This window comes from Psychrobacter pacificensis (genome assembly GCF_018336615.1).
GTDB lineage: Bacteria > Pseudomonadota > Gammaproteobacteria > Pseudomonadales > Moraxellaceae > Psychrobacter > Psychrobacter pacificensis.
The window spans coordinates 212267-234904 of record NZ_CP048752.1 but is presented as its reverse complement, the minus strand read 5'-3'; the positions used below and the strand labels follow the sequence as shown (position 1 = coordinate 234904).

Genomic DNA, 22638 nt, shown 5'->3' with positions numbered 1-22638 from the left:
TAAGACTACGAGCGACTCAATAACAACGGAAACTTAAGCAGTTGCTTCAGTTTGTGCTGCAGACTTGTTGTAAGCTTTTGCTAATGAAGCAACGCGATCTGAAGGTTGTGCACCTTTTGCGATCCACGCATTGTACGCTTCCATGTTTAGGCGTACTGCTTCTTCAGACTCTTTAGCGAGTGGGTTAAAAAAGCCGATGTTTTCAATGTAGCGACCGTCACGCGCGCGGCGTTGATCAGCAACAACTACTTGATAAAATGGGCGTTTCTTGGCACCGCCCCGTGCTAAACGAATAACAACCATGTGAATTCTCTCTTTCGCAGGTATACCAAAAAGGGCATAATTATATCACAGTCTTGATTTATTGAAAACATAAACTGTGCTTATTTAATTATTTATTAACAATAGCTTAAATACCCGTCTATGTAAAACATAATCGAGCATAACCGTACGTTTTATACAATTATTAAGGACTCTCTATTTTAATCAGTTACTAAAATATACCGCGCTTTAGATTTGGTATTATTAAAATATTGGAGAGGCACATAACAAACTGCTTAAATGAATAGCGTCACAGTAAGATTCATCGATTATGCTATTCTATGGTGTGTTGAAATAGACTGGCACACCCTACTCTCAGCCGCCATGTTTAGAAATAACCTGCTCTTTCTCCAAAATACAATTGCGGCTTAACTCAAAACCAAATTTAATCAGACATTTTCTTAATCTGCTGGATTTATATGATTACTCCAAACTCAAAGCCCCGTCGCAAAGGTTGGCTGCCACGTTCTTATTCCAATACTTGGCTGACAACCTTGATGGTCGCTTTTATTGTTCTCATAAGTGTGAGTTTGTCGATTTTATTCTTTTGGCGCAGTCTTTATCTGCCAGAACTCAAAAACCATGCGCGTTATTTGACAAGTGAGCTGCGATTAATCAATAGCGTAAACGAAGACTGGCAATATCGTCCTGATATCCGCCAATGGGTGTATCAACATTCTCATGTCGTGGTGGTGAACAACCCCAGTGACTTTCCAGAGGTGGCTGACAAAGCATTTGTGAGCTTCTTTACTGATGTGCTGCAGTATGAGATTGGTGCACAGCTGGGTCGACCTGTCGAAGTTTATTTCAAGTTCAAACCAACACCGCAGCTTTGGGTACAAGACAGCCGCGATGACAGTTTCTGGATTCGTGAGCCAGTGGTTTATTACTCGCAGTACAGCCCAACATTGCTCATATTGTTTTTGATTGGTTTGCCTATCTTATCGCTGCTAACGATTATTTTGTTAGCTAGGCAATTGAACCGCCCTTTACGTTATCTACAACGTGCAGCGACTAACTATATTCGTCTGGGTCATGCGACCACACTGCCAACGCAAAAAGGCCCTACCGAGATACGTCAAGTAAACATGGCTTTCAACCGTCTATTTACAACATTAAATCAAGCCCAAAAAGAGCGAACCATCATGCTCGCTGGTATCTCACATGACTTGCGTACGCCATTGACTCGTATGCGTTTGACTGCTGAGATGCTACCAGATGATTTTTTTCGTGAAGGGCTAATTTACGACATTGAGGATATGGATGCGATTTTAGAGCAGTTCATCTCATTTATGAAAGACGGCTCCGATGAGCCAGTTAGCTTGACCAATTTGGACACGATATTTAATGAGATCATGGTGCAGTTCGCACCCATGAAGTTCGTTTATCAATCAGAGTGTCACAAGGTCATTCCTGTACGCCCCTTATCCATCAAGCGTCTCATCATCAACCTGATCAATAACGCCAATCGTTATGGCAAACCGCCGATTTATCTATCAGCCACGGTGATACCAACATTTATAGAAACGGTTGAAGAAGAAGATAGCGATGTCGTCAGTGAGAACGTTGTCAATAAAGAAGCACAAGAGCAACTGATGATTTGTGTGCGTGACTGCGGTGACGGTGTGGCAGAGGATCAATTGGAGCGTATCATGCAGCCATTTGAGCGTGGGGAGACCGCACGTACTACCCAAGGTAGCGGTCTAGGACTAGCCATTGTAGACCGCATTGCACGATTACATCATGGCACAGTTGAGGCCATCAATCATCCCGATGGTGGGTTGCAAGTATGTGTGCGTATACCTCTACTCTCTAAAGTTGCTGGAGACAATACTTTGGCTGCTGATGCAGTCGATGACACATCTACAGTCGATAGTATTACATCGAATGCAGACAACTCTTAACACTATAGCTCAGACAAACCCTGCGTGGATAAATTAATCTTTGCTACCAATGATAGGCGGAATATATTCAGCACTATTAGTAAATGCTAATGGCTGAGTAATTTCTTCTTTGGCTGTCTTTAGCGTTTGGGTTGTTGATGGCTGCTTTAGAAACAAGTAGTAACCCAGCGTAATCGCATTCAATAGCACCAAGCCACCAAATAAATATGGCATCCTTTGCCTCCTGTATTGTCAAACTATCCTAGAATAAGCTGCTGCAAGCATGACACCTGATTATCAAAATATTGGTAATCAGGTTCGTTTAATGATGACAACTTTTTACTTGTCATCATTGTTCAGCATTGTTATTTAGTATCAAAATCGCGTTCGCTTTTTTCTTGCGTCAATTCATCAGCAGCCAAAACTTGTGTCAATGGTTTGATAGGCCATGTCATTACGAATCTTGCGCCGCCAAGTTCTCGGCTCTCATCTACTTTCATACTACCATTAAACCAAAAGGCAATGCGCGATACAATAGACAGACCTAGGCCGTAGCCGCCTGATGCTCGTGTACGGCTATCATCCAAGCGCGAAAACGGTATAAATACTTTTTCACGATCAGCCTCAGGAATACCATGACCGTCGTCTTCGACGCTAACGAAAGCATTGCCCTTCTTAACACCAGCACTCACGATAATAGTAGTTTCAGCATAACGTAAAGCATTACCTGCAAGATTCTGAATCACACGGTGCAGATAGCGTCGATCAGCAATCGCGGTTACTTTCGCATTTGGCAAGTTGGTCACTATTTTAATCGGCTTACCTAGTGCATTGGTCTCACGCTCAATCTGCTGTAGCAGCTCTCTGAGATTTACTGGTTCTAAATCTAATTTTGGCGAGCCCTCTTCGAGCTTGGCATAAGTTAAAATCTCATCAATCAAGCCATTCAGTGATTCGATATCTTCATCGATATAGTCACGCTGCATAAAGCGTGAATCTTCGTCATCAGTATCAGCCAGCATATCTACCGCAAATCGAATACGAGCAACTGGCGTACGAAGCTCATGTGATACGGCTCGCGTGAGCTCTCGTTGCGACTCAATCAAACGCTTTATATGTGACGTCATTGCGTTAAAGGTGGCTGATAGACGTGCGATCTCATCTTGACCAATGACTTGTACTTGAATATCAAGGTTGCCTTTACTCACCTCATTAACACCAACTTGAATCAGCTGTAGCTTGCGCTCAAGTGGGAAAATGAGCGCATAAACACCCAAACTGATTAAAAACATACTAATCAGGATCATACTAATAATCAAATTAAGTGGAAACCAGTTAAATAAGGGTACAGGGCCTATCAAGACTGCCATATCATTGATTTCAGACGGAACCACTATCTTGATGGCCGAGCTACTGGTACTACTATTAGGGTCTTGTAATGAGATGACCACTTCATCGCGGCGTAGGCGTGACATTTGATCTGAATCTAAATCGAGCGTGTTAACAGGCACAAATGCCAGAGGAAAAGAAAATTTCTCCTCAAGTTCGGCCAAGCGTGCACGTTTATCAGACAAGGTGACTTCATAAGACAAATCGTCCAATAAAAAGACCGCAATTGCTCTGACTTGTTGCTCCGTAACCTCCGATATCCGTGCTGTTAGGACATTCTCATTATCCGGCAAGCGATAATAAACATCTGCATACACAGGCTGTTCGACATAACGCACAACGGTATTGTCATTTTCAAAACGTCTCAGCTCGCTTGCGGTAAAATCTATGTCATCAATAGGTATGATTTTAAAATTTGCCCCGAACAAACTACTTGCATCAGACAACCAGTATTCACGCTCTTCTGCAGTGTTTTGGTGAGAAATACCTTCGCTCACCAAATGAAAAGCCCCCATTGCCATGTTTTCACGGTAGGACTGTACACGCTCCTTATTGATAGTACCCATCAATAACTGCGCAAACAATGCTACGCACAAACAGACTATGAGTAGTCCAGCATAGATACGAACAAAAATACTGTGTTTTAAAGAAGAGACTAATGACATACGTGCCGTGACCAACTTAATAAATAAAAACTGCTGATATCTTATAGCCTATGAGCACTGCTATATTACTAATATCAAGCTCTGTAGAATAGAATGATTAAACGCCAAATAATATACTCAAGTTCATATACCATTATGTTCCATAAAAAACGTGCAAATAGTTTATGTATTTAATCAGCGTCTATAATAATTGCTTAATTAAACCACATAACACCGCATTTAAGTTTAAAAATTAAAATTTAGCCACAAAAAAACCAGCATAATGGCTGGTTTTTTTGTGAAGTGATTCTCAATATTTCATGACTATATGAATCAGTTCGACCTAGTTACCTTCTTTCACGAACAGGTAGCCTTTACTACGTACTGTTTTGATACGTTTTGGGTTCTCTGGATCATCACCGATTTTTGGACGGATACGCGAGATACGCACATCAATGGAGCGGTCTTGACCATCATATTCAATACCGCGCAGGCGCTCAAAGATATCTTCACGCGATAAAATGCGACCAGCATTCGATGCAAGTAACCATAATAAGTCATATTCGGCGCTAGTAAAATCTACCAGCTCATCACTAAGCGTGACTGAACGACCACCGTTATCGATGACCAACTCACCAAACTCTAGACGCTGTGGCACATCTTCTGATGGTGCATTTTCTGAGCGGCGCAATAACGCACGAATACGAGCTAATAGTACGCGCGGCTGCGCCGGTTTGGCAACATAATCATCAGCACCCATCTCAAGGCCGAGTACTTGATCCATGTCTTCAGTACGGGCAGTCAACATCAGAATTGGATTTTGATAATGCGGACGCACTTCACGGCATACGGTCAGACCATCGCTACCAGGAAGCATAACATCAAGTACGACCATATCTGGTTGCTCATTGACGATACGGCGAATAGCGCGGTTACCATCAGTTTCAATTGCTACTTCTAAACCATTTTTGACCAAGTAATCTTGAGTCAACATGGCCAGACGCTCATCATCTTCAACAATCAAGATTCGGGGGGTGTTGTCTTCTTCAGTCGTTGTCATTGTTATATCCTCTAATACATCTAAATTAAAAGCAGTAAAAGTAAGAGCGGTAAAAATTAATAGCACCATAAAGTGGCACAATCGATGTTCGTATAGCTGTTACAAACTTAGCAGCACAGTATACTATTAAACCTATCGCTTCCCATACTATAGCTGATAGTCGTTAACAAAACCTATAAACTATACCGAATAAAACTTTAGTTTACGTCCAAGAATAAAGTGATTTATCCTCTACTGGCTAACCGTTTTATTCTGATTTGCCAATCACTGCCTAAATACATATAAATTGTCAAAATGAGTGATACATTACGCTTACATGCGCTCAATCATCACTCCCTATTTACAATGTTTCATTGACTAATATAACGACATATTACGATTGTCGCCAGTCACTTTTGGACAAATTCTCATATTATTTTATGTGACAATGGATGAGTGGCTATATTTTAAAGAAGACTGACAATAAAAAATCCATAGGCACAAAAAAACAGTCCATAAAGGACTGTCTTATTGTTGCTTGAGGATCCAAGCTAAAAATATCTAACCACAACTCTGCTTTACGCGCGGTTTTTGTACTTACGAATAGTTTGTAATTGTCCGACTGACTCTGCAAGCGACGCTAAAGCTGCATTGGTTTGTAGTGTATCAGACTGATTGACCAGCATTTGCTCTGCTTTTTTGCGTGCTTCAACGATTTTGCTTTCGTCAAGATTGTGCGCACGCATAGCGGTATCAGCCAATACAGTTACCATTTTTGGTTGTACTTCTAGTACACCACCTGAAACATAAATGATTTCTTCTTCGCCGTTTGCTTTTTGCACTCGCATTGCACCCGGTTTTAGCAAAGTAATCAGCGGTGTGTGACCTGGCAATACACCAATCTCGCCTTCGGTACCAGTAGCTATTAACATGCTAATTTCGCCTGAATACAACTCTTCACGAGCACTTACGACGCGACATTGTAACGTTGCCATACTTAACTCCTTACCATCAAAGCGCAATCAAAAAACAGTAAACACTGCGATGCGTTACTAAAGAGTAGATATAAAATTTATATTATACCTACTCATTAACTCATGCTCATACAACTTACGCTGCAGAAGACTTCATTTTTTCAGCTTTAGCAACAACTTCATCGATGCTACCAGCCATGTAGAATGCTTGTTCTGGCAGGTCATCATACTCACCTGAGATGATTGCTTTAAAGCTAGCAATGGTATCGCGTAGTGGTACGTATTTACCAGGTGCACCCGTAAAGACTTCAGCGACGTGGAATGGCTGAGACAAGAAGCGCTGAATCTTACGAGCGCGATAAACAACCAATTTATCTTCTTCTGATAGCTCATCCATACCCAAGATAGCAATGATGTCTTTAAGCTCTTTATAACGCTGCAATACTTCCTGAACACCACGAGCAACGTTGTAATGCTCTTCACCGATAACTTGTGGATCTAGCTGACGCGACGTCGAATCTAATGGATCAACCGCAGGATAGATACCCTGTGATGCGATATCACGGCTTAGTACGACTGTTGCATCCAAGTGAGCAAACGTTGTAGCAGGTGATGGATCGGTCAAATCATCTGCAGGTACATAAACGGCTTGAACTGAAGTAATCGAACCTGACTGCGTTGACGTAATACGTTCTTGCAGTAAGCCCATCTCTTCAGCGAGTGTTGGCTGATAACCAACCGCTGATGGCATACGGCCAAGTAGTGCTGATACTTCTGTACCCGCTAGTGTATAGCGGTAGATGTTATCAACAAACAACAGTACGTCACGACCTTTGCCAGTAACAGGATCTTTGGTATCACGGAAGTACTCAGCCATGGTCAAACCAGACAGTGCAACGCGTAAACGGTTACCTGGTGGCTCATTCATCTGGCCATATACCATTGCTACTTTAGACTTACTAAAGTCTTCAGTGTTTACAACGCCAGCTTCCTGCATTTCGTGATAGAAATCGTTACCCTCACGAGTACGCTCACCAACACCAGCAAATACTGATAAACCTTCATGTTTTAGAGCGATGTTGTTGATCAGCTCCATCATGTTAACGGTCTTACCAACACCAGCACCACCGAACAGACCAACTTTACCACCTTTAGCAAACGGGCAAAGTAGATCAATAACTTTGATACCCGTCTCTAGTAGCTCAGTGCTGTTTGATTGCTCAGCATAACTTGGTGCTTCACGGTGGATAGACCATTTATCGTCAGCAGTAACAGGACCTTCTTCATCGATAGGACGACCAAGAACATCCATGATGCGACCTAGCGTACCAGTACCTACAGGCACAGAAATCGGTGCGCCAGTATTAGTAACAGGTAGGTTACGCTTTAAACCTTCGGTTGAACCCATTGCAATAGTACGTACGATACCATCACCTAGCTGTTGCTGTACTTCTAGGGTGGTTTCGGTACCATCTACTTGCAAGGCATCAAAAATTTGAGGAACTTCATTACGGTTGAACTCAACGTCAAGAACCGCGCCAATAATCTGTACAATACGACCGCTACTCATTGCGTTCTCCTTGAACTTCTATATATAGGTGTAGTCAATTATGAAACAGCAGCAGCACCGCCAACGATTTCCGAGATTTCTCGGGTAATCGCCGCTTGACGCAGCTTGTTATAAACCAACTGTAAATCGTTAATAAGGTCACCAGCATTATCTGTTGCCGCTTTCATCGCGACCATACGTGAAGACTGCTCAGAGGCAATGTTTTCCATTACCGCTTGATAAACAATCGACTCGATATAGCGACCAAGCAATTCATCAATCAACGTCTTGATGTCAGGCTCGTAGATATAATCCCAGCTAAGTTCTGTCTGTAGACCACTGTCTTCATCATCAAATGACTGCTCTGGTAGAGGTACCAACTGATTAACCGTTGGCTTCTGAGTCATCGCATTGACGAATCGGTTGTAGACCACATAGATACGGTCAAGTTTACCGTTACTGTAGTCCTCAAGCATGGCTTGAACCGGTGCATTTAATTGCTCAAACGTTGGTTTGTCACCATAATCGGTCACAGCCGATGTAACATTACCACCAAAGTTTTTGAAGAAGCTGACACCTTTGGCACCGATGACTGCAAACTCAGCTTGTACTGACTGATCTTGATAATCTTGGATACTTTTAGTTAAAGCTTTGAATAAGTTAATATTCAAACCACCCGCTAGGCCACGGTCAGAGGTGATGACAATATAGCCAACCTTATTGACTGGACGCGATACCATATACGGATGTTTGTAGTCTGATGAGGCATGCACCAAATGTGAAATAACCCGGCGCATACTATCAGCATACGGGCGACCCACTTCCATACGCTCTTGAGCACGGCGCATCTTACTCGCTGCTACCATTTGCATGGCACGAGTGATTTTCTGGGTGCTTTTAATACTGGTGACTTTGGCACGTATCTCTTTTAAGCTTGCCATAATGATTCCAATATAAGAGGGTTAAAAAGCATTGGCGCATGCAACAATCATTTGATATACAACATCACTTTTATAGAATAACATTTTATATCTTGTGGCATTACGCGATCTAATACCGATCATGGTTAAGACAGTGGCGCCAATATCTAGTCAGACAACGCGCCACCTTTCAAACGACAGTCATAACCACTTTGGCTTAACCCGTTAAATTAATAACTGTGATTTTGTTTAAAGGTCTCTAACGCTGACTTTAAACGACCTGCGATATCATCATTGTAGTTCGCAGTGTCATCAATCTCACGCATCAATTCACTTTGTTCATCATGCATATAACGCAAGTAGGCTTCCTCAAAAGAACCAATCTTCTCGACTGGTACGTCAGCTAAAAAGCCTTCGTTTGATGCATAGATAACCGCTGCTTGCTCAGAGATTGACATTGGCTGATACTGCTTTTGCTTCATCAATTCAGTCACACGCTCACCATGATCAAGCTGTTCGCGAGTGGCGTCATCAAGATCTGAGGCAAACTGAGCAAATGCTGCTAGTTCACGATACTGAGCCAGTGCGGTACGAATACCACCAGAAAGCTTTTTGATGATCTTAGTCTGAGCAGAACCACCAACACGCGATACCGAGATACCAGCGTTGACTGCTGGACGGATACCTGAGGCGAATAAGCTAGACTCTAGGAAGATCTGACCATCAGTGATCGAAATGACGTTGGTTGGTACGAATGCAGATACGTCACCAGCTTGTGTTTCGATGATTGGTAGTGCGGTTAAAGAACCAGTTTTACCTTTCACTTCACCGTTAGTGAACTTTTCTACGTAATCCGCGTTTACGCGTGATGCACGCTCAAGTAAACGTGAGTGTAAATAGAATACATCACCAGGATAGGCTTCACGACCTGGCGGACGACGTAGCAATAGTGAAATCTGACGATAAGCAACGGCTTGCTTTGATAAATCATCGAATACAATCAGTGCATCTTCACCGCGGTCACGGAAGTATTCGCCCATCGTACAACCTGAGTAAGGCGCGATATACTGTAGTGCTGCAGGCTCCGACGCTGAAGCTACCACAACAGTGGTGTATTCTAGTGCGCCAGTTTGCTCAAGCTTACGTACCACGTTAGCGATGGTCGAACGTTTCTGACCGATAGCCACGTATATACACTTAATGCCTGAAGCTTTCTGTGCGATGATCGCATCGATAGCCATTGCTGTTTTACCAGTCTGACGGTCACCAATGATAAGCTCACGCTGACCACGACCGATTGGGATCATAGTATCTACGGCTTTATAACCAGTCATCACTGGCTGATCTACTGACTGACGATCGATAACACCAGGGGCGATCTTTTCAACTTTGTCAGTCATCTTGGCATCGATAGGACCTTTGCCATCAATAGGATTACCCAAAGCGTCAACAACACGGCCTAGCAGCTCAGGACCTACGGGTACTTCAAGAATGCGACCAGTACAATAGGCTTTTTGACCTTCTTGTAATTTTAGGAAGTCACCTAGTACTACTGCACCAACAGAATCACGCTCTAAGTTAAGCGCCATTCCGTAGACTTCACCTTCAAACTCAATCATTTCGCCGTACATGGCATCTTCAAGACCATGAATCTGCACGATACCGTCAGATACTTTGACAATCGTGCCTTCATTCTTTGCAGTTGCACCCGCATCAAGGTCTTGAATACGCTGCTTAATCAGGTTACTGATTTCCGCTGGATTCAATTGTTGCATTGCCTTGTTTCCTTTAATTTATGATAACCCGCCCACTGACTCAAATGCTCTTACTGTCACGCAGACATTATATGACTGCGTCGATAAATGGCATTAGGCAGTTAGCTGTGTTTTTAACTGTTGTAACTTGCCGCGCATCGAATCATCAATGATTTTGTCACCGACTTTGATTGTAGCGCCTGCCAATAAGCTTGGATCCACTGATTCATGAATGACTATGCTTGCATTTAGTGATGTAGCAAGACGCGTTTGCAGCATTTGACGCTGTTCATGGGTCAATGGGTAGGCAGAAGTCACATATGCGTCAAGCTGCTTTAAGCTTATTGCCTTGTGACGGCGATAATGCTCATAAACTTCAGGAAGCAGCGCCAGACGCTCTTGTTGCGCCAACTGCTTAACAAAATTATTGAGCTGGGGTGATACTTTAGGGTAGCTAATACTGTTACCGTAGCGAGAACCTTTGCTCTCGCCCAGTAGCTGTTTAAAAGCAGAGTCGCTATCACCGGCTACTTGTGAGCCATAAAGATCGACCAAAGCAGCTGACTTATGCTCAGCAGAAACAGCTGGATTGTCTAGCCAAGTACTGAACGACTTGTCATTGACAACAGTGCTAGCGACAAGTAAGAAATCTTCCCACTCGTTTACAGCGCCGTTTTCATTGGCATAGTCAAACGCGGCTTTAGCGTACGGTCGTGCTAAGGTTGATAAGTCAGCCATTATATCCTCACAATTACAGCTTCGCCGCCAGTTGGTCTAACATACTGGCATGTTTTTGCACATCGACTTTGTCTTGCAAAATCTTCTCTGCACCAAGTACAGCCAGTTCAGCAACTTGGGCACGTAATGATTCACGCGCTTGATTGATTTCTTGGTCGATAGACGCTTGCGCTTGTTGACGAATGCGCTCGCTTTCCGCTTGGGCTTGCGATTTTGCATCTTCGATGAGCTGATTGGCACTCTTGTTTGCTTGCTCGATTAGAGCGGCAGCCTTGGTCTTTGCAAGATCAAGTTCCTGCTGGACATTTTGCTCCGCGGTTGCCAAATCTGCTTTTGCTTTTTCTGCGGCATTCAAACCTTCAGAGATTTTGCGCTGACGCTCATTGATGGCACCGATAAGTGGTGGCCACACGAATTTCATGCAAAAAACCACAAATATTGCAAAAGCAATGGCTTGACCGACGAGGGTAAAATTGATATTCACGTGATCACCTCTTTGTTAATGAAAAACCAGTTTCATTGATCATGTTTGGTAGTCAAATCTTGACTATATTTAATAGAAAACCCTTGAGCACCAAACATGTACAACTGAGCTTTCGGATTAACCTGCTAGAGGGTTAGCGAACAACAATAGCATAGCAATACCAACACCGATCATCGGAATAGCATCCAAAAGACCTGCTACGATGAACATACGAGTTTGCAACTGTGAGCCAAGCTCTGGTTGACGAGCAACGCCTTCTAAGAATTTACCACCTAGAATAGCAAAACCAATACCTGTGCCAAGTGCGCCAAGACCGATAAGTAGTGCTACTGCGATAACTGTGTAACCACCTAATACTGGATCCATTGATGTATCCTCATTTACCTATTGAATGTCTAATTAATGTTCAGTTGATGATGCAAGCGACATATAAACTATCGTCAGCATCATGAATACGAACGCTTGAAGTGTAATAACTAAGATGTGGAAGATAGCCCACGGTACCGATAACGCCCATTGAATCCAAAACGGCATTAGAGCAATCAGTATGAAAATCAATTCCCCAGCATACATGTTACCAAACAGACGCAAACCGAGTGATACAGGTTTTGCTATTAAGGTAACTGCTTCTAGGATGAAGTTGATCGGGATCAAAATCGCTTGTACGATTGGGTTTTTGGCACTAAATGGATGCAGTGTTAACTCACCGATAAAGCCGCCCAACCCTTTTTCTTTAATGCTATAAAAGATAATCAGTGCAAAGACAGAGAACGACATGCCAAGCGTGATGTTAGGATCAGTCGTTGGAACAATCTTAAAGAAAACATGATGGGGATCATGACCCATAGCAGCGCCAACTTGGCCAGCTAAACCTGGAATAAAATCAACAGGGATCAAATCCATCAAGTTCATCAAGAAGATCCAAACAAAAATAGTCAACGCCAATGGCGCGATCAATTTTGATGTACCACTATAAGAATCACGAACGTTGTTATCAACAAACTCAACGATCATCTCAACCGCTGCTTGAGTTTTACTTGGTACGCCTGAAGTAACCTTTTTGGCAACCATCCAAAAGATGGTACAAAATAAAATACCCAGACCCACTGACCAGAGCATAGAATCAAGATGGATAGCGTTAAAGCCCATTTGCGCTGCTTCTTCAGCAGTATGAGCGACTTTCCAACCTTCGCCCGGCAGATAACCGTACGTCCAATTCGTTAAGTGGTGAGAGATATATTCTGATGATGTTTGCTCGGATGCCATAATGTAAGCTTCTTATTAATCAACGATTTAATCAACTACCAAAAATATGGTTGTCATCTGATGGGGTTTGTTATTTCTATTTGCCCTGCAATTAAGCAAACAAATAAATCATACTAAAAGCACCCATGTAACCAACAACATCCAACCCATAGTTCTATTACTAATGCTATATTTGATAACTTGACATAAATTTTAGCTATCAAAAAAGGGCTTATGATAACTCAGTAATAGCCCTTGCATGTATACGCAAAATTATTATATATGTGCTTGTCTACTGGCCGTTTTTTACGACCGGCGCTTAGTGCAGCGCTTATAAACAAAATATTTAGCTGTCTATATTAATGCAGCGTAGTATTCGTGTAAAGTCAATTATGATTTTATTATCCAATGTATGAATAAGTTAGCTGACAATAACGGCTACTAATATAGTTAGTCGTCCATAACTAAACTGTAAAAATTTAATCATCAATGATATTAGTAGCTAAATTGACTCTACCCTATCATTGTGTCGTTGCATACTACGCCTCATATAAAGGCTCATACTTCGATTTTTATAATCAATGGTGCTGTCATGGGACAGTTTTGTACTTTGACTTTTTGAACTAGTCATAGAGAAGTTGGACGGCAGGGTGACTTGCCATTACTATGAATAAATTATCTATGTAGTGATCATTTATTAGCGCTAGCGTATATGCCACAACATCCAACTGTGACTAATTTGCATTACCATAAAACCGATAAATAGCGCAGGTGCCGATAGGGGTTGTACGGTAATAAAAATTAGTGCGAAACCAAACACAGTCAATAGCCATTTAGCCATCTGACCTCGATATAGCTGGCTAACGATATGTTGGCGCGCGCGATATCCAGTGTACCAAAAGATAAAAAAAGCAAAAACAACTTGAGTCGTAAAACTGAGCAGCGCACCAATGGCGGCGCTTTTTGCTACAGTAAGCTCACTACGTAACCAAATCGTATCTATAATCCAAGCAATAATGATAAGGATAAACAATATCCATGCTTGCCGTTTGATATAGATGCCTATTTTATCTTTTTGCGTGCGTTTGGCAGGCTTGGTCATCGATATTCCTATAGCCTTTCAGCATTGGGATAATATAGCATACTTACATCACTTTTATCCGTAAATGACTTACTCTACAGGCATTATCTTTAAACCAAAATAAAACGCCACTTATTATAAGGAGACAGCCACTATTAAGCAAGTAAAATATGACTTTTATCAGTCACCTAACGCAACCCACTAGTATTGCTATGTTACGTAGCCGTACCAGATACTTGAAAAACAGCTGTCTCACTCTTTTTAAAACTTTAGCTTATAGAACAACCCTAACGAATAGATTCCTATTCTAGGATATACATTGGTGGATTTGCTGAGCCATTTCTGTCCATCCTTCTACAAAGTCTTCGCTATCGCTCATGTCTTCGATTTGGACAGTGGTATTGATAGGCTGCAATTTGACAAGCAATCCTTTGCTAGCGGTGCTCTGATTGACTAAGCACATTTGTTTGGTTGGACGATTATCATTAAGCCAGCGCAATTGACTTGCTTTTGGAGCAAGGTGATGGTCTGGGCTTAAGCTACCTGCCAGCTTTATTTTTGTGGCATTTTCAATATATTGATAGGCATCGTGATAGGCCCAATAAGGACGCTGTTTTTGTGTGGATTGCTGTATTTTCGCTACAGCATTGTCCATACGCTGTGCAAATTTTTTGGCGTTGGCTTGGTAGGTACTTTTATACTCTGGATTGGCATGGCTATGAATAACAGCTAAGGCACGAGTAATGGCCTTTGCATTTTCAGGATCGAGCCAGATATGTGGATCAAACGTGCCCGCAATAGGCTTTCCTTGAATATCACGAAGAGGATGCCGAGTAAAAGCATCAAAAGCAAATAAGTCAATGGCATTAGGTGCCATCTCTAAACTGCCAGTCAGGCTGTTTTCTAATGAGGGACCAAACCAAACCACAAATTTACTGTCTTGAATGGCTTTCTTATCACTTGGACTAATACTGCCATGATGCCCCACATCGCCAGCTTGTAAAATTTGGTTAGCAGAAGGTGTGCCTTCCGTTACGGCTTGACTGAGTAAAAACATGGGATGATTGCTGACACTGACCGTTGCTGCGTGCGCGCTTAATGTAAAAGAGCCTAAGACTACCAATCCTGTAATCAGTAAGCGCTGTAACGTAATGATTGAGCGTCGTAAATAAGTAAAAGCAGAGTTCATGGTAAGCTCTTTAATCAATGAGTAACAAAGTTATGAGTCACAGTGTCGTGCCGCATCATTGGATAAAAAATGATCAATATATATAAGCGATGTGAGACAACTGATTCGATTTCACGTTTATTATGTTATACTATAACAATAGAAAACGCTATCATAAAAAACGTCATGCGATTACCATGCTATTTTGGGAGCCTGTACTATGTCTACTACCTCATCGAATTGCGAACATTTACATGATGTGCAAGATTTGACTCCGCATGACGTTATTGAACGCTTAGCAGCAGCAAAAGAGCACTGTCGTCTAAGTGGGGCACGTTTTACCCCTTTGCGCCAGCAAATATATCAGCTGGTTTTAGAGTCTGATCAACCTGTTGGTGCTTATGACTTAATCACGCAATTGCAGCAAATGCGCCTCTTTGAGATGGATGATAGTGATACGCTAAAAGCATCTGGCTTATCAAAGCAATCTGTAGAAAAACCATCAACCAAAAAGCGAGCGCCAAAAAATGTTGCGCCGCCGACGGTTTACCGCAGCTTAGAGTTTTTACTAAGTGAAGGGTTGATTCATCAATTAACGTCTATCAATGCTTATGTTCCTTGCTGCCATCCCAGAGCACAGCACACAGCTGCCTTTTTAATCTGCGATCAGTGCCAGCGAGTTCAAGAATGTAGCAGCTTACCAGTACAAGAAATGATGAGTTTCGCTGAACAAGATGTCGGTTTTACGGTTGAGCGTAGTGTTATTGAGCTGAGTGGTCGTTGCCAAGTTTGCCAGTAAGATTTATTGAGGCTCTTTGGTTGCCTGAAAAGTACGTCGCTGTCCTTGATTGTTTATTTGTATTATCCATTTACCTATTCGTTGTTATCCTATGAGCCTGTCTACCTCACCCTCTAACCAGTCGACTACTGCTATTGTGAATAGTAGTACCACGAATGAAGCTGGCAAACTGCTGAGCTTGAACGACGTCAGCTACCATATCGGCCACCAACGTTTGCTCTCACATATTGATATCGATATTGCAATCAATGAGACCGTCAGTATTATCGGACCTAATGGTGCGGGTAAGTCAACGTTGGTCAAGCTTATTTTGGGTCTGATCGAATCCACAAAAGGCAGTATCACAGCTCATCAACAGCTACAGTTTGGCTATGTACCGCAGCGATTCGCTGTGCCACCCATATTGCCGCTGCGCGTCTGCGATTTGTTGGGACAAGCAGATAAGAGACGCCTTACCGCTGAGCAGCGACAGTTTATCTTTGATAATTTATCACTAACGCATTTATTGTCACGACAAATGCTGCAATTATCAGGTGGTGAGACGCAGCGAGTGCTACTGGCAAGGGCGCTATTAGATAAGCCCAATTTACTTATTCTAGATGAACCGATGCAGGGTCTCGATCCTGATACCGAGGTTTGGTTATATCAATTTATCGATGAGTTGCCGGAGTTTTTGCGCTGTGCGATGCTGGTAGTATCACATGATCTGCACTGGGTAATGAAAGGCAGTCGCCGTGTCATTTGTCTCAACAAGCACATTTGCTGTGAAGGACAACCAAGCGAGCTTGCTATGAGCTCTGAGTTTCAAAAGCTATTTGGTCATCATTATGAGCAGCCATATGTGCATCAGCCACATGCTTGCGAGCATCATGCACCAAGCGAGCTATAACGATAATGACCAAAAACAATGATGAACTAAATCGAAAATAGCTAACATCAAATTCGTTAAAGCCAGCGTTACCAGACCGATAGACAGCACTAACTTTTCTTATAAAAATTTTACGGACACTTCTTATGACCGCTTGGTTAGCCATTATTGCACCTGCTTGGATCGCTGGCAGTATTTTAGCCCTACTATCAGCGCCTTTAGGATGCTTAGTCTTGTGGCGACGCATGGCATTCTTTGCCGATGCTTTAGCACATGGTACCTTGCTTGGAGTCGCACTTGCTGCTTGGTGGCAGTTGCCCATGGGTATAGGTGTGGCATTGGTTAGTGCAGCGGTGGTGCTGTGTCTGGTACTGATGGATGATGACCGTCTGCCAGCTGATGCCGTGCTTGCGGTGGTAGCCGTCACGCTGTTGTGTTTGGGGCTATTGACTTTAACGCAGCTGACCAATCAACAAGCCAATGTCTTGGGGTTTTTATTTGGCAATTTACTTGAACTGGACTGGGCGGATTTGCCACTACTCGCTGGTAGTGTACTGGCTGGGTTGGGGCTACTATTGTATATTTGGCCCGCTCAAATAAAACTTGCAACTCATGAAGCATTAGCTCGCATTCAAGGCATTAACCCGACCCGCCAGCGACTATTTTTTATGGGTGTTCTTGCAGGGTTCTGTGCGATTGCGCTACAAGCTGTTGGAAGCTTATTGATCAGTGGTTTATTGGTATTACCTGCACTAACGGCACGCTTATGGTCTTCATCACCAAAACAAATGGTGATCACAGCGTTTATCATTGCGCAGCTCGGCGTGACGCTTGGCGTGTGGGGAAGTATCTGGCTAGATATCCAGACTGGACTCTCTATCGTATTGATATTAGCGATATTGTTTTTTATCGCGCTAATGATTTCGAAGCTAGCCAAAATAAAATTTCGGTCAGCGCGCTAGCGTGCTGATATATAGGCTATAGCAGCATTATACATCTGCTTTAGTCAACTTTATTTCATTGATATCACTAGAGCTTTCATTGGCTTTATGTTATAAACTTGCTTTGCCATTATTTGTACCGATTCACTATATGACTCGTCATTAATTAGTGTTAATAATAGATTAGGGCGTGTTGAACATTCACAAATAGGCACTGCTGATCGCTAAAATTGTTCCAGACAAGGCACAAAGCGACGATAATGCAGATGCCTTAGCGAGATTTGTAACGCAGTATGGGGCAATTTTAGCATCAGTCCCAACGATAAAAGCAGGGGACAGGACTCTTTTTTGCCGCTTCATCGTTAAAAATAAGCGCTTAGAATGACTAAACTTATTATTTTTAACATCGAATCGCCTAAAAAATAGTCGCTGTCAGTGCCATGGTCGAATGTTCAACACGCCCTAATATAATTTTGAAAATAGTAGATCATTTATCCATATTCGTTCTCACAATGACCATTGTTTTGATTCGATAAGGGACCGACCCAATGCCGAACTATCCCGTCAATAAAATCAGCACGTCCGATGAACAGATAAATATTTTACAAATCACTGATTTGCATCTATCTACGCCTGTCGCTGCTGATACTGACAGTAGTCATGTCAATGAAGTGGGTGATTGTCAGCGTAATTTTGAAGCTGTACTGCAGCAAGCACTGAGTGAAGATATTCGCTGTGATTTGATTATCGTGACTGGCGATCTGGTCAGTAAAGTAAAGCCCGCCACCTATGACCATATTTTTGCCGTACTACAGGCAACTCAAATTCCTTTTGTATGTATCGCTGGCAATCACGATGTGACTGATGAGAATGGTGAAGACTTGCCGTTTTTTCAGCGGACACTCATTGCCCAGCCTGCTGACTCACGCTTACTCAGTCGGCACATCATTGAGAGTGATCACTGGCAGCTACTGTTATTAGACTCGTCTATCACAGGGAAAGTGGCAGGTGAGATAACCACTACAGATATTGATTGGTTATGCAAACGGCTTGAGGCATGTGATAAGCCTGCGCTTATCGCCCTACACCATCACCTCATCCCAGTAGATTCTGACTGGATTGACACCCATATGGCGCAAAACGCTGAAACTTTTTGGGAGTATATGGCGCCTTTTGAGCATTTACAGGTAATCATTAGCGGTCATACTCACCAAGAGCAGATTCGTCATCGTCAAGGTGTGACTGTTTATAGCACACCATCTACCTGCTATCAATTTAAACCTTATTCGCATGATTTTGCTTACGATGAAGCTTGCTTGCCTGGTTACCGCTGGTTGCAATTAGCCAACAATGGAAAGGTTGCAAGCTGGATTGAAAGACTGGATACTTAATGCCCATATTTATTGGTGCATAAAATAGCTATAGCGCTTACACGTCAAGGATTTAGCACCTATTAACTGAAGTGGCACTAGAGAGTAGATTAAGCAAAAATGAGATCAGGATAAAAAATAACTTCATTATTATTAAAAACAATGATACAACTTGTAAAATGAAGCGAAATGACCTGATATCTCACATTAGTCAGCAATATAGTAGCTAAAATCGTTTTTCACAGTCAGTCATTTACCACATGATTGCAGCCATGCTATTGAACGAAAATTTTGCATCGCAGTATACCTAAGCAATGGTGTGTCGATACCGATAGACCAGCATAACGATATTATTTGATCAGCTGTGTTACTTGTGTTACCAAGTGGTAAAACGTTTGATAAAAGGACAAATTATAGCGTTTGTAAAACTGATAACGTCTTGTCTTTTGATACGTCGTTTTATTGAATTAATTTGAAAAAGTAGGATACCTATATGAGCACCGTGACCACAAATCCAAGTGAAGTCAAGTTTACTCCTTATGTGCCAGCCCCAGACGAAGAGTATATGTCTGATGCACAGTTAGAGCATTTTAAGGCGATTTTGTTGGAATGGAAAAACCAACTGATTGGCGAAGCGGATCGTACCAAAAGCTACATCCAAGACGAATCAAGCGCCATGCCTGATATCAATGATCGTGCCACTCAAGAAGAAGAGTTTGCCCTTGCTTTACGCACACGTGACCGTGAACGCAAACTTATCCGCAAAATCGACAAATCCATATTGGAAATCGAAAATGATGACTATGGATTTTGTGAAACTTGTGGCGTAGAAATCGGTTTGCGCCGTCTAGAAGCACGTCCAACCGCAACCCAATGTATCGACTGCAAGACCTTGTCTGAGATTAAAGAACGCCAAAACCAAGGCGCTTAAATCAGATAGAACTAAGATGACTGTAAAACAAAGCGACCCTATGAGTGGTCGCTTTTTGCATTTTAGACGACCGTTTAGATGACTGCCTCTTCACGCAAACGCTCCCCCTACTCTGTGTTGAGTAGAGGGAGCGTTGGTGAAATGTTGCCTTTGCTCACGAAACAATCTCATTTAATAAATATCTTTTGGACCTGATTTTTATTATTCTATCTGTATTATTTTTATCGATAGCCATTTATTGTGAAAACTATTCCTACTGATACGCCATCTCACACCAAATCATCCCAGCCTATTGGCCGCTTTGCCCCTTCACCAACGGGTGAGTTGCACCTTGGTTCTTTGACCACGGCACTTGCAAGCTTTTGCCATATCAAATCGCTCGGTGGACAGTGGCTGCTGCGTATCGAAGATACCGACACCGAGCGCTGTGATAGACAGTTTACTGAACAGATTTTGATGGACTTAGAGGTGCTTGGGTTGCACTGGGACGGTGATGTCATTTATCAGTCTGAACGTATTGATATTTATAACGAATACTTGTCTTCATCGTTACGCCCATTGACCTACGGCTGCCAGTGCTCACGCAAATACCTAGAGCAATATTGGGCGCAAGAGGAAATTAATAGACATCACAATAATGCTAACTTAACACAACCATGCAATCAAACGCAGCCAAACAGACAGCGTTACCCACGACGCTGTGTTGCATCTGGCCTTGATAGGCAACAGCATAAATTACGTATACAGCTGCCAGACTATAAAATTGGCTTTCACGATGGTATCCAAGGACTGCAATGGGACAATCCGCAGCAGACACTAGGAGATATGGTGGCTCGTCGTCAAGACGGTATGATCAATTATATACTGGCAGCCAGCATTGATGACGGCCTACAACAGGTAACTCATATCATGCGTGGTTTGGACATTTTACCCATGACCACAGCACAGATCAGTATCATGCAGGCGGCACAACTGCCAACCATCGACCATTGGTATCATTTACCATTAATCAATAATGCTGACGGTCAAAAGCTCTCTAAGCAAAATCTTGCGCAGCCAATTGATACCTCAGACCCAAGCCGTCTCATTACTCATGGATTAGAGCTACTCCAGCAACCAAAGGTCGATATCGACACACCAGCCAATATGCTCAAGCAAGCAATTGCTCAATGGGACAATACGCCGCTACGAGGGAAGCAGCAGTTGAATTCGCCTTATTGAAGATAACTAAAAAGCAACTCACAAAAAAAATAGATAGCAAAAAGCGCCACTGTTTGCGGCGCTTTTTTAGTGCTTGATCATAGAATGTATAGACTAATTTAAACTTTTTAGTAGTAGCGGCATTGGCTCTTTTCAATCTCAGGACTTTCTTTATATATTTTTAATAATAAAGCCACCATCATCAAGCTAATCAACATTGAAGAACCGCCATAACTAAAGAATGGCATGGTGAGACCTTTGGTAGGAATGGCACCCATGTTCATCGCCGCATTAATAATCGTCTGCGCAATAAACACCACACCGATACCGAACGCGGTATAGCTCATGCGCATTTGGCGACGTTTTAGCGCGTTGTAACTGATACGCATCGCACTACCGATAATCAATGCTTCAAGTATCAATACCATACTGACACCAACAAAACCCAATTCTTCACCCGTAATCGCCAATAAAAAGTCAGTATGCGCCTCAGGCAAATGCGACAGTTTTTGCACGCTTTCGCCATAACCAACCCCGGTAAACTGTCCACGGCCAAAAGCAATCAGACTACGTGCCAGCTGATAATCGGTATCCTGCACATCATCAAACGGATCCATGAACGACATCACACGTACCAATCGATACTCTGCCGTGGTCACCATCAACACTGCGCCACCAACGGCTGCCGCACCCAATGCTAAGAAATGCTTATAAGGTGCTCCAGCGATATAAAAAATCGCAAATAGCGTCCCCAAAATAACGACAAAAGAACCAAAATCTGGCTGCGACAATAGCAGTATCGTTATCAGTACCACCACTAGCATAATGCGTAAAAAGCCGTCTAGGCCATTACGAACCTCAAAAGAGCGGCGCACCACAAAATCAGAGACAAACACAATCATGACAAGCTTAGCCAACTCGGCTACCTGAAAGTTAAAGCCTCCCAGCGTGAGCCAGCGCTTAGAGCCGTTAATGGGTGTACTAAACAGCGTTGCCACCAGCAAAATACCAGTAATACCCAACAAAAGAAACTGCGTTTCAGTCTTATATAGCGTCCGTAACGACACACCATAATAAGGGATAATGGCGACGATTAACCCAATCGTCATGTAAAGTAGCTGATTATTGAAAAAATACAGCTCCGTCATACCGCGACTGAGCGCAAAAGGAATAGAAGCAGAAGCCACCATCAGCAGACTAAGTACCATCATGCAACCTACGCTCGATAGTAAAATTGCGCGCGCTGATGGCATAGAAAGCACACCATCTGAGCCAGAGGCTTGCTTGGTTTTGGGCGAAGAACGAAAAAAAGAAGAGAGCGCCATAATTTTATATACACT

22 protein-coding genes are annotated in these 22638 nt (G+C 42.7%); 7 read left to right on the top strand and 15 right to left on the bottom strand.

Annotated elements, in window-relative coordinates; translation table 11 throughout:
• Positions 1-33 precede the first annotated feature (33 nt).
• On the bottom strand, positions 34-303 hold the full coding sequence (gene rpsP, locus GYK50_RS01045) for a 30S ribosomal protein S16 (protein ID WP_021812802.1): 270 nt from the start codon (positions 301-303) through the stop codon (positions 34-36).
• 437 nt (positions 304-740) lie between these two features.
• On the opposite strand from rpsP, the gene GYK50_RS01040 reads away from it, so the two are divergent.
• Positions 741-2225 carry an ATP-binding protein gene (locus GYK50_RS01040; RefSeq protein WP_093070157.1) on the top strand — a complete coding sequence of 495 codons (1485 nt, stop codon included), beginning with the start codon at positions 741-743 and terminating at the stop codon, positions 2223-2225.
• A gap of 33 nt (positions 2226-2258) precedes the next feature.
• Here the strand turns inward: GYK50_RS01040 and GYK50_RS01035 are convergent, their stop codons facing one another.
• From GYK50_RS01035 to GYK50_RS00975, 13 genes are all read right to left on the bottom strand, one after another.
• On the bottom strand, positions 2259-2438 hold the full coding sequence (locus GYK50_RS01035; protein WP_058023511.1) for a hypothetical protein: 180 nt from the start codon (positions 2436-2438) through the stop codon (positions 2259-2261).
• Positions 2439-2569: 131 nt separating this feature from the next.
• Positions 2570-4258 carry an ATP-binding protein gene (locus GYK50_RS01030; RefSeq protein WP_212564091.1) on the bottom strand — a complete coding sequence of 563 codons (1689 nt, stop codon included), beginning with the start codon at positions 4256-4258 and terminating at the stop codon, positions 2570-2572.
• Positions 4259-4580: 322 nt separating this feature from the next.
• On the bottom strand, positions 4581-5297 hold the full coding sequence (locus tag GYK50_RS01025; RefSeq protein ID WP_071002805.1) for a response regulator: 717 nt from the start codon (positions 5295-5297) through the stop codon (positions 4581-4583).
• Positions 5298-5854: 557 nt separating this feature from the next.
• Positions 5855-6271, bottom strand: coding sequence for a F0F1 ATP synthase subunit epsilon (locus tag GYK50_RS01020; protein WP_071002804.1), 417 nt, complete (start codon positions 6269-6271; stop codon positions 5855-5857).
• 115 nt (positions 6272-6386) lie between these two features.
• Complete coding sequence (gene atpD / locus GYK50_RS01015) at positions 6387-7820, bottom strand: F0F1 ATP synthase subunit beta (RefSeq protein WP_071002803.1); 1434 nt, start codon at positions 7818-7820, stop codon at positions 6387-6389.
• A 38-nt stretch (positions 7821-7858) separates the two neighbouring features.
• A complete protein-coding gene (gene atpG, locus GYK50_RS01010; protein ID WP_071002802.1) occupies positions 7859-8740 on the bottom strand; it encodes a F0F1 ATP synthase subunit gamma in 882 nt (293 codons plus the stop codon).
• A 209-nt stretch (positions 8741-8949) separates the two neighbouring features.
• Positions 8950-10494: a F0F1 ATP synthase subunit alpha gene (atpA, locus tag GYK50_RS01005; RefSeq protein ID WP_071002801.1), complete on the bottom strand. Its 1545-nt coding sequence runs from the start codon at positions 10492-10494 to the stop codon at positions 8950-8952.
• A gap of 93 nt (positions 10495-10587) precedes the next feature.
• Positions 10588-11211, bottom strand: coding sequence for a F0F1 ATP synthase subunit delta (locus GYK50_RS01000; RefSeq protein ID WP_093070149.1), 624 nt, complete (start codon positions 11209-11211; stop codon positions 10588-10590).
• Positions 11212-11224: 13 nt separating this feature from the next.
• Positions 11225-11695 (bottom strand): F0F1 ATP synthase subunit B, encoded by a 471-nt coding sequence (locus GYK50_RS00995; protein ID WP_071002799.1) that lies wholly within the window; start codon positions 11693-11695, stop codon positions 11225-11227.
• Between the two features lie 117 nt (positions 11696-11812).
• Complete coding sequence (gene atpE, locus GYK50_RS00990) at positions 11813-12061, bottom strand: F0F1 ATP synthase subunit C (protein WP_010197960.1); 249 nt, start codon at positions 12059-12061, stop codon at positions 11813-11815.
• Between the two features lie 33 nt (positions 12062-12094).
• Positions 12095-12961 (bottom strand): F0F1 ATP synthase subunit A, encoded by an 867-nt coding sequence (atpB, locus tag GYK50_RS00985; protein WP_058023502.1) that lies wholly within the window; start codon positions 12959-12961, stop codon positions 12095-12097.
• Between the two features lie 682 nt (positions 12962-13643).
• Positions 13644-14042, bottom strand: coding sequence for an ATP synthase subunit I (locus GYK50_RS00980; RefSeq protein WP_071002798.1), 399 nt, complete (start codon positions 14040-14042; stop codon positions 13644-13646).
• Between the two features lie 286 nt (positions 14043-14328).
• Positions 14329-15210 (bottom strand): metal ABC transporter solute-binding protein, Zn/Mn family, encoded by an 882-nt coding sequence (locus GYK50_RS00975; RefSeq protein ID WP_071002797.1) that lies wholly within the window; start codon positions 15208-15210, stop codon positions 14329-14331.
• A gap of 199 nt (positions 15211-15409) precedes the next feature.
• Here GYK50_RS00975 and GYK50_RS00970 point away from each other — a divergent pair, with 199 nt between their 5' ends.
• The 6 genes from GYK50_RS00970 to gluQRS all read left to right on the top strand — a co-directional run bounded on the left by GYK50_RS00970 (position 15410) and on the right by gluQRS (position 21319).
• Entirely contained in the window at positions 15410-15988 is a 579-nt protein-coding gene (locus GYK50_RS00970; protein ID WP_058023499.1) for a Fur family transcriptional regulator, read from the top strand.
• Between the two features lie 91 nt (positions 15989-16079).
• Entirely contained in the window at positions 16080-16877 is a 798-nt protein-coding gene (locus GYK50_RS00965) for a metal ABC transporter ATP-binding protein (RefSeq protein WP_083328917.1), read from the top strand.
• A gap of 125 nt (positions 16878-17002) precedes the next feature.
• Positions 17003-17818 (top strand): metal ABC transporter permease, encoded by an 816-nt coding sequence (locus GYK50_RS00960; RefSeq protein ID WP_071002796.1) that lies wholly within the window; start codon positions 17003-17005, stop codon positions 17816-17818.
• A gap of 527 nt (positions 17819-18345) precedes the next feature.
• On the top strand, positions 18346-19188 hold the full coding sequence (locus GYK50_RS00955; RefSeq protein WP_071002795.1) for a metallophosphoesterase: 843 nt from the start codon (positions 18346-18348) through the stop codon (positions 19186-19188).
• Between the two features lie 472 nt (positions 19189-19660).
• On the top strand, positions 19661-20098 hold the full coding sequence (dksA, locus tag GYK50_RS00950) for an RNA polymerase-binding protein DksA (RefSeq protein ID WP_071002794.1): 438 nt from the start codon (positions 19661-19663) through the stop codon (positions 20096-20098).
• A 240-nt stretch (positions 20099-20338) separates the two neighbouring features.
• Positions 20339-21319 carry a tRNA glutamyl-Q(34) synthetase GluQRS gene (gene gluQRS, locus GYK50_RS00945; RefSeq protein ID WP_379542900.1) on the top strand — a complete coding sequence of 327 codons (981 nt, stop codon included), beginning with the start codon at positions 20339-20341 and terminating at the stop codon, positions 21317-21319.
• 107 nt (positions 21320-21426) lie between these two features.
• Here gluQRS and ftsW read toward each other — a convergent pair whose 3' ends face one another.
• The gene (ftsW, locus tag GYK50_RS00940; RefSeq protein WP_186474963.1) at positions 21427-22623 is read right to left on the bottom strand and encodes a putative lipid II flippase FtsW; all 1197 of its coding nucleotides are present in this window, start codon (positions 22621-22623) and stop codon (positions 21427-21429) included.
• Positions 22624-22638 lie beyond the last annotated feature (15 nt).

Excerpts from the sequence above, each read along its gene's own strand:
- rpsP (WP_021812802.1), bottom strand. The coding sequence starts at position 303 with ATGGTTGTTATTCGTTTAGCACGGGGCGGTGCCAAGAAACGCCCATTT.
- GYK50_RS01040 (WP_093070157.1), top strand. The coding sequence starts at position 741 with ATGATTACTCCAAACTCAAAGCCCCGTCGCAAAGGTTGGCTGCCACGT.
- GYK50_RS01035 (WP_058023511.1), bottom strand. The coding sequence starts at position 2,438 with ATGCCATATTTATTTGGTGGCTTGGTGCTATTGAATGCGATTACGCTG.
- GYK50_RS01030 (WP_212564091.1), bottom strand. The coding sequence starts at position 4,258 with ATGTCATTAGTCTCTTCTTTAAAACACAGTATTTTTGTTCGTATCTAT.
- GYK50_RS01025 (WP_071002805.1), bottom strand. The coding sequence starts at position 5,297 with ATGACAACGACTGAAGAAGACAACACCCCCCGAATCTTGATTGTTGAA.
- GYK50_RS01020 (WP_071002804.1), bottom strand. The coding sequence starts at position 6,271 with ATGGCAACGTTACAATGTCGCGTCGTAAGTGCTCGTGAAGAGTTGTAT.
- atpD (WP_071002803.1), bottom strand. The coding sequence starts at position 7,820 with ATGAGTAGCGGTCGTATTGTACAGATTATTGGCGCGGTTCTTGACGTT.
- atpG (WP_071002802.1), bottom strand. The coding sequence starts at position 8,740 with ATGGCAAGCTTAAAAGAGATACGTGCCAAAGTCACCAGTATTAAAAGC.
- atpA (WP_071002801.1), bottom strand. The coding sequence starts at position 10,494 with ATGCAACAATTGAATCCAGCGGAAATCAGTAACCTGATTAAGCAGCGT.
- GYK50_RS01000 (WP_093070149.1), bottom strand. The coding sequence starts at position 11,211 with ATGGCTGACTTATCAACCTTAGCACGACCGTACGCTAAAGCCGCGTTT.
- atpE (WP_010197960.1), bottom strand. The coding sequence starts at position 12,061 with ATGGATCCAGTATTAGGTGGTTACACAGTTATCGCAGTAGCACTACTT.
- atpB (WP_058023502.1), bottom strand. The coding sequence starts at position 12,961 with ATGGCATCCGAGCAAACATCATCAGAATATATCTCTCACCACTTAACG.
- GYK50_RS00980 (WP_071002798.1), bottom strand. The coding sequence starts at position 14,042 with ATGACCAAGCCTGCCAAACGCACGCAAAAAGATAAAATAGGCATCTAT.
- GYK50_RS00975 (WP_071002797.1), bottom strand. The coding sequence starts at position 15,210 with ATGAACTCTGCTTTTACTTATTTACGACGCTCAATCATTACGTTACAG.
- GYK50_RS00970 (WP_058023499.1), top strand. The coding sequence starts at position 15,410 with ATGTCTACTACCTCATCGAATTGCGAACATTTACATGATGTGCAAGAT.
- GYK50_RS00965 (WP_083328917.1), top strand. The coding sequence starts at position 16,080 with ATGAGCCTGTCTACCTCACCCTCTAACCAGTCGACTACTGCTATTGTG.
- GYK50_RS00960 (WP_071002796.1), top strand. The coding sequence starts at position 17,003 with ATGACCGCTTGGTTAGCCATTATTGCACCTGCTTGGATCGCTGGCAGT.
- GYK50_RS00955 (WP_071002795.1), top strand. The coding sequence starts at position 18,346 with ATGCCGAACTATCCCGTCAATAAAATCAGCACGTCCGATGAACAGATA.
- dksA (WP_071002794.1), top strand. The coding sequence starts at position 19,661 with ATGAGCACCGTGACCACAAATCCAAGTGAAGTCAAGTTTACTCCTTAT.
- ftsW (WP_186474963.1), bottom strand. The coding sequence starts at position 22,623 with ATGGCGCTCTCTTCTTTTTTTCGTTCTTCGCCCAAAACCAAGCAAGCC.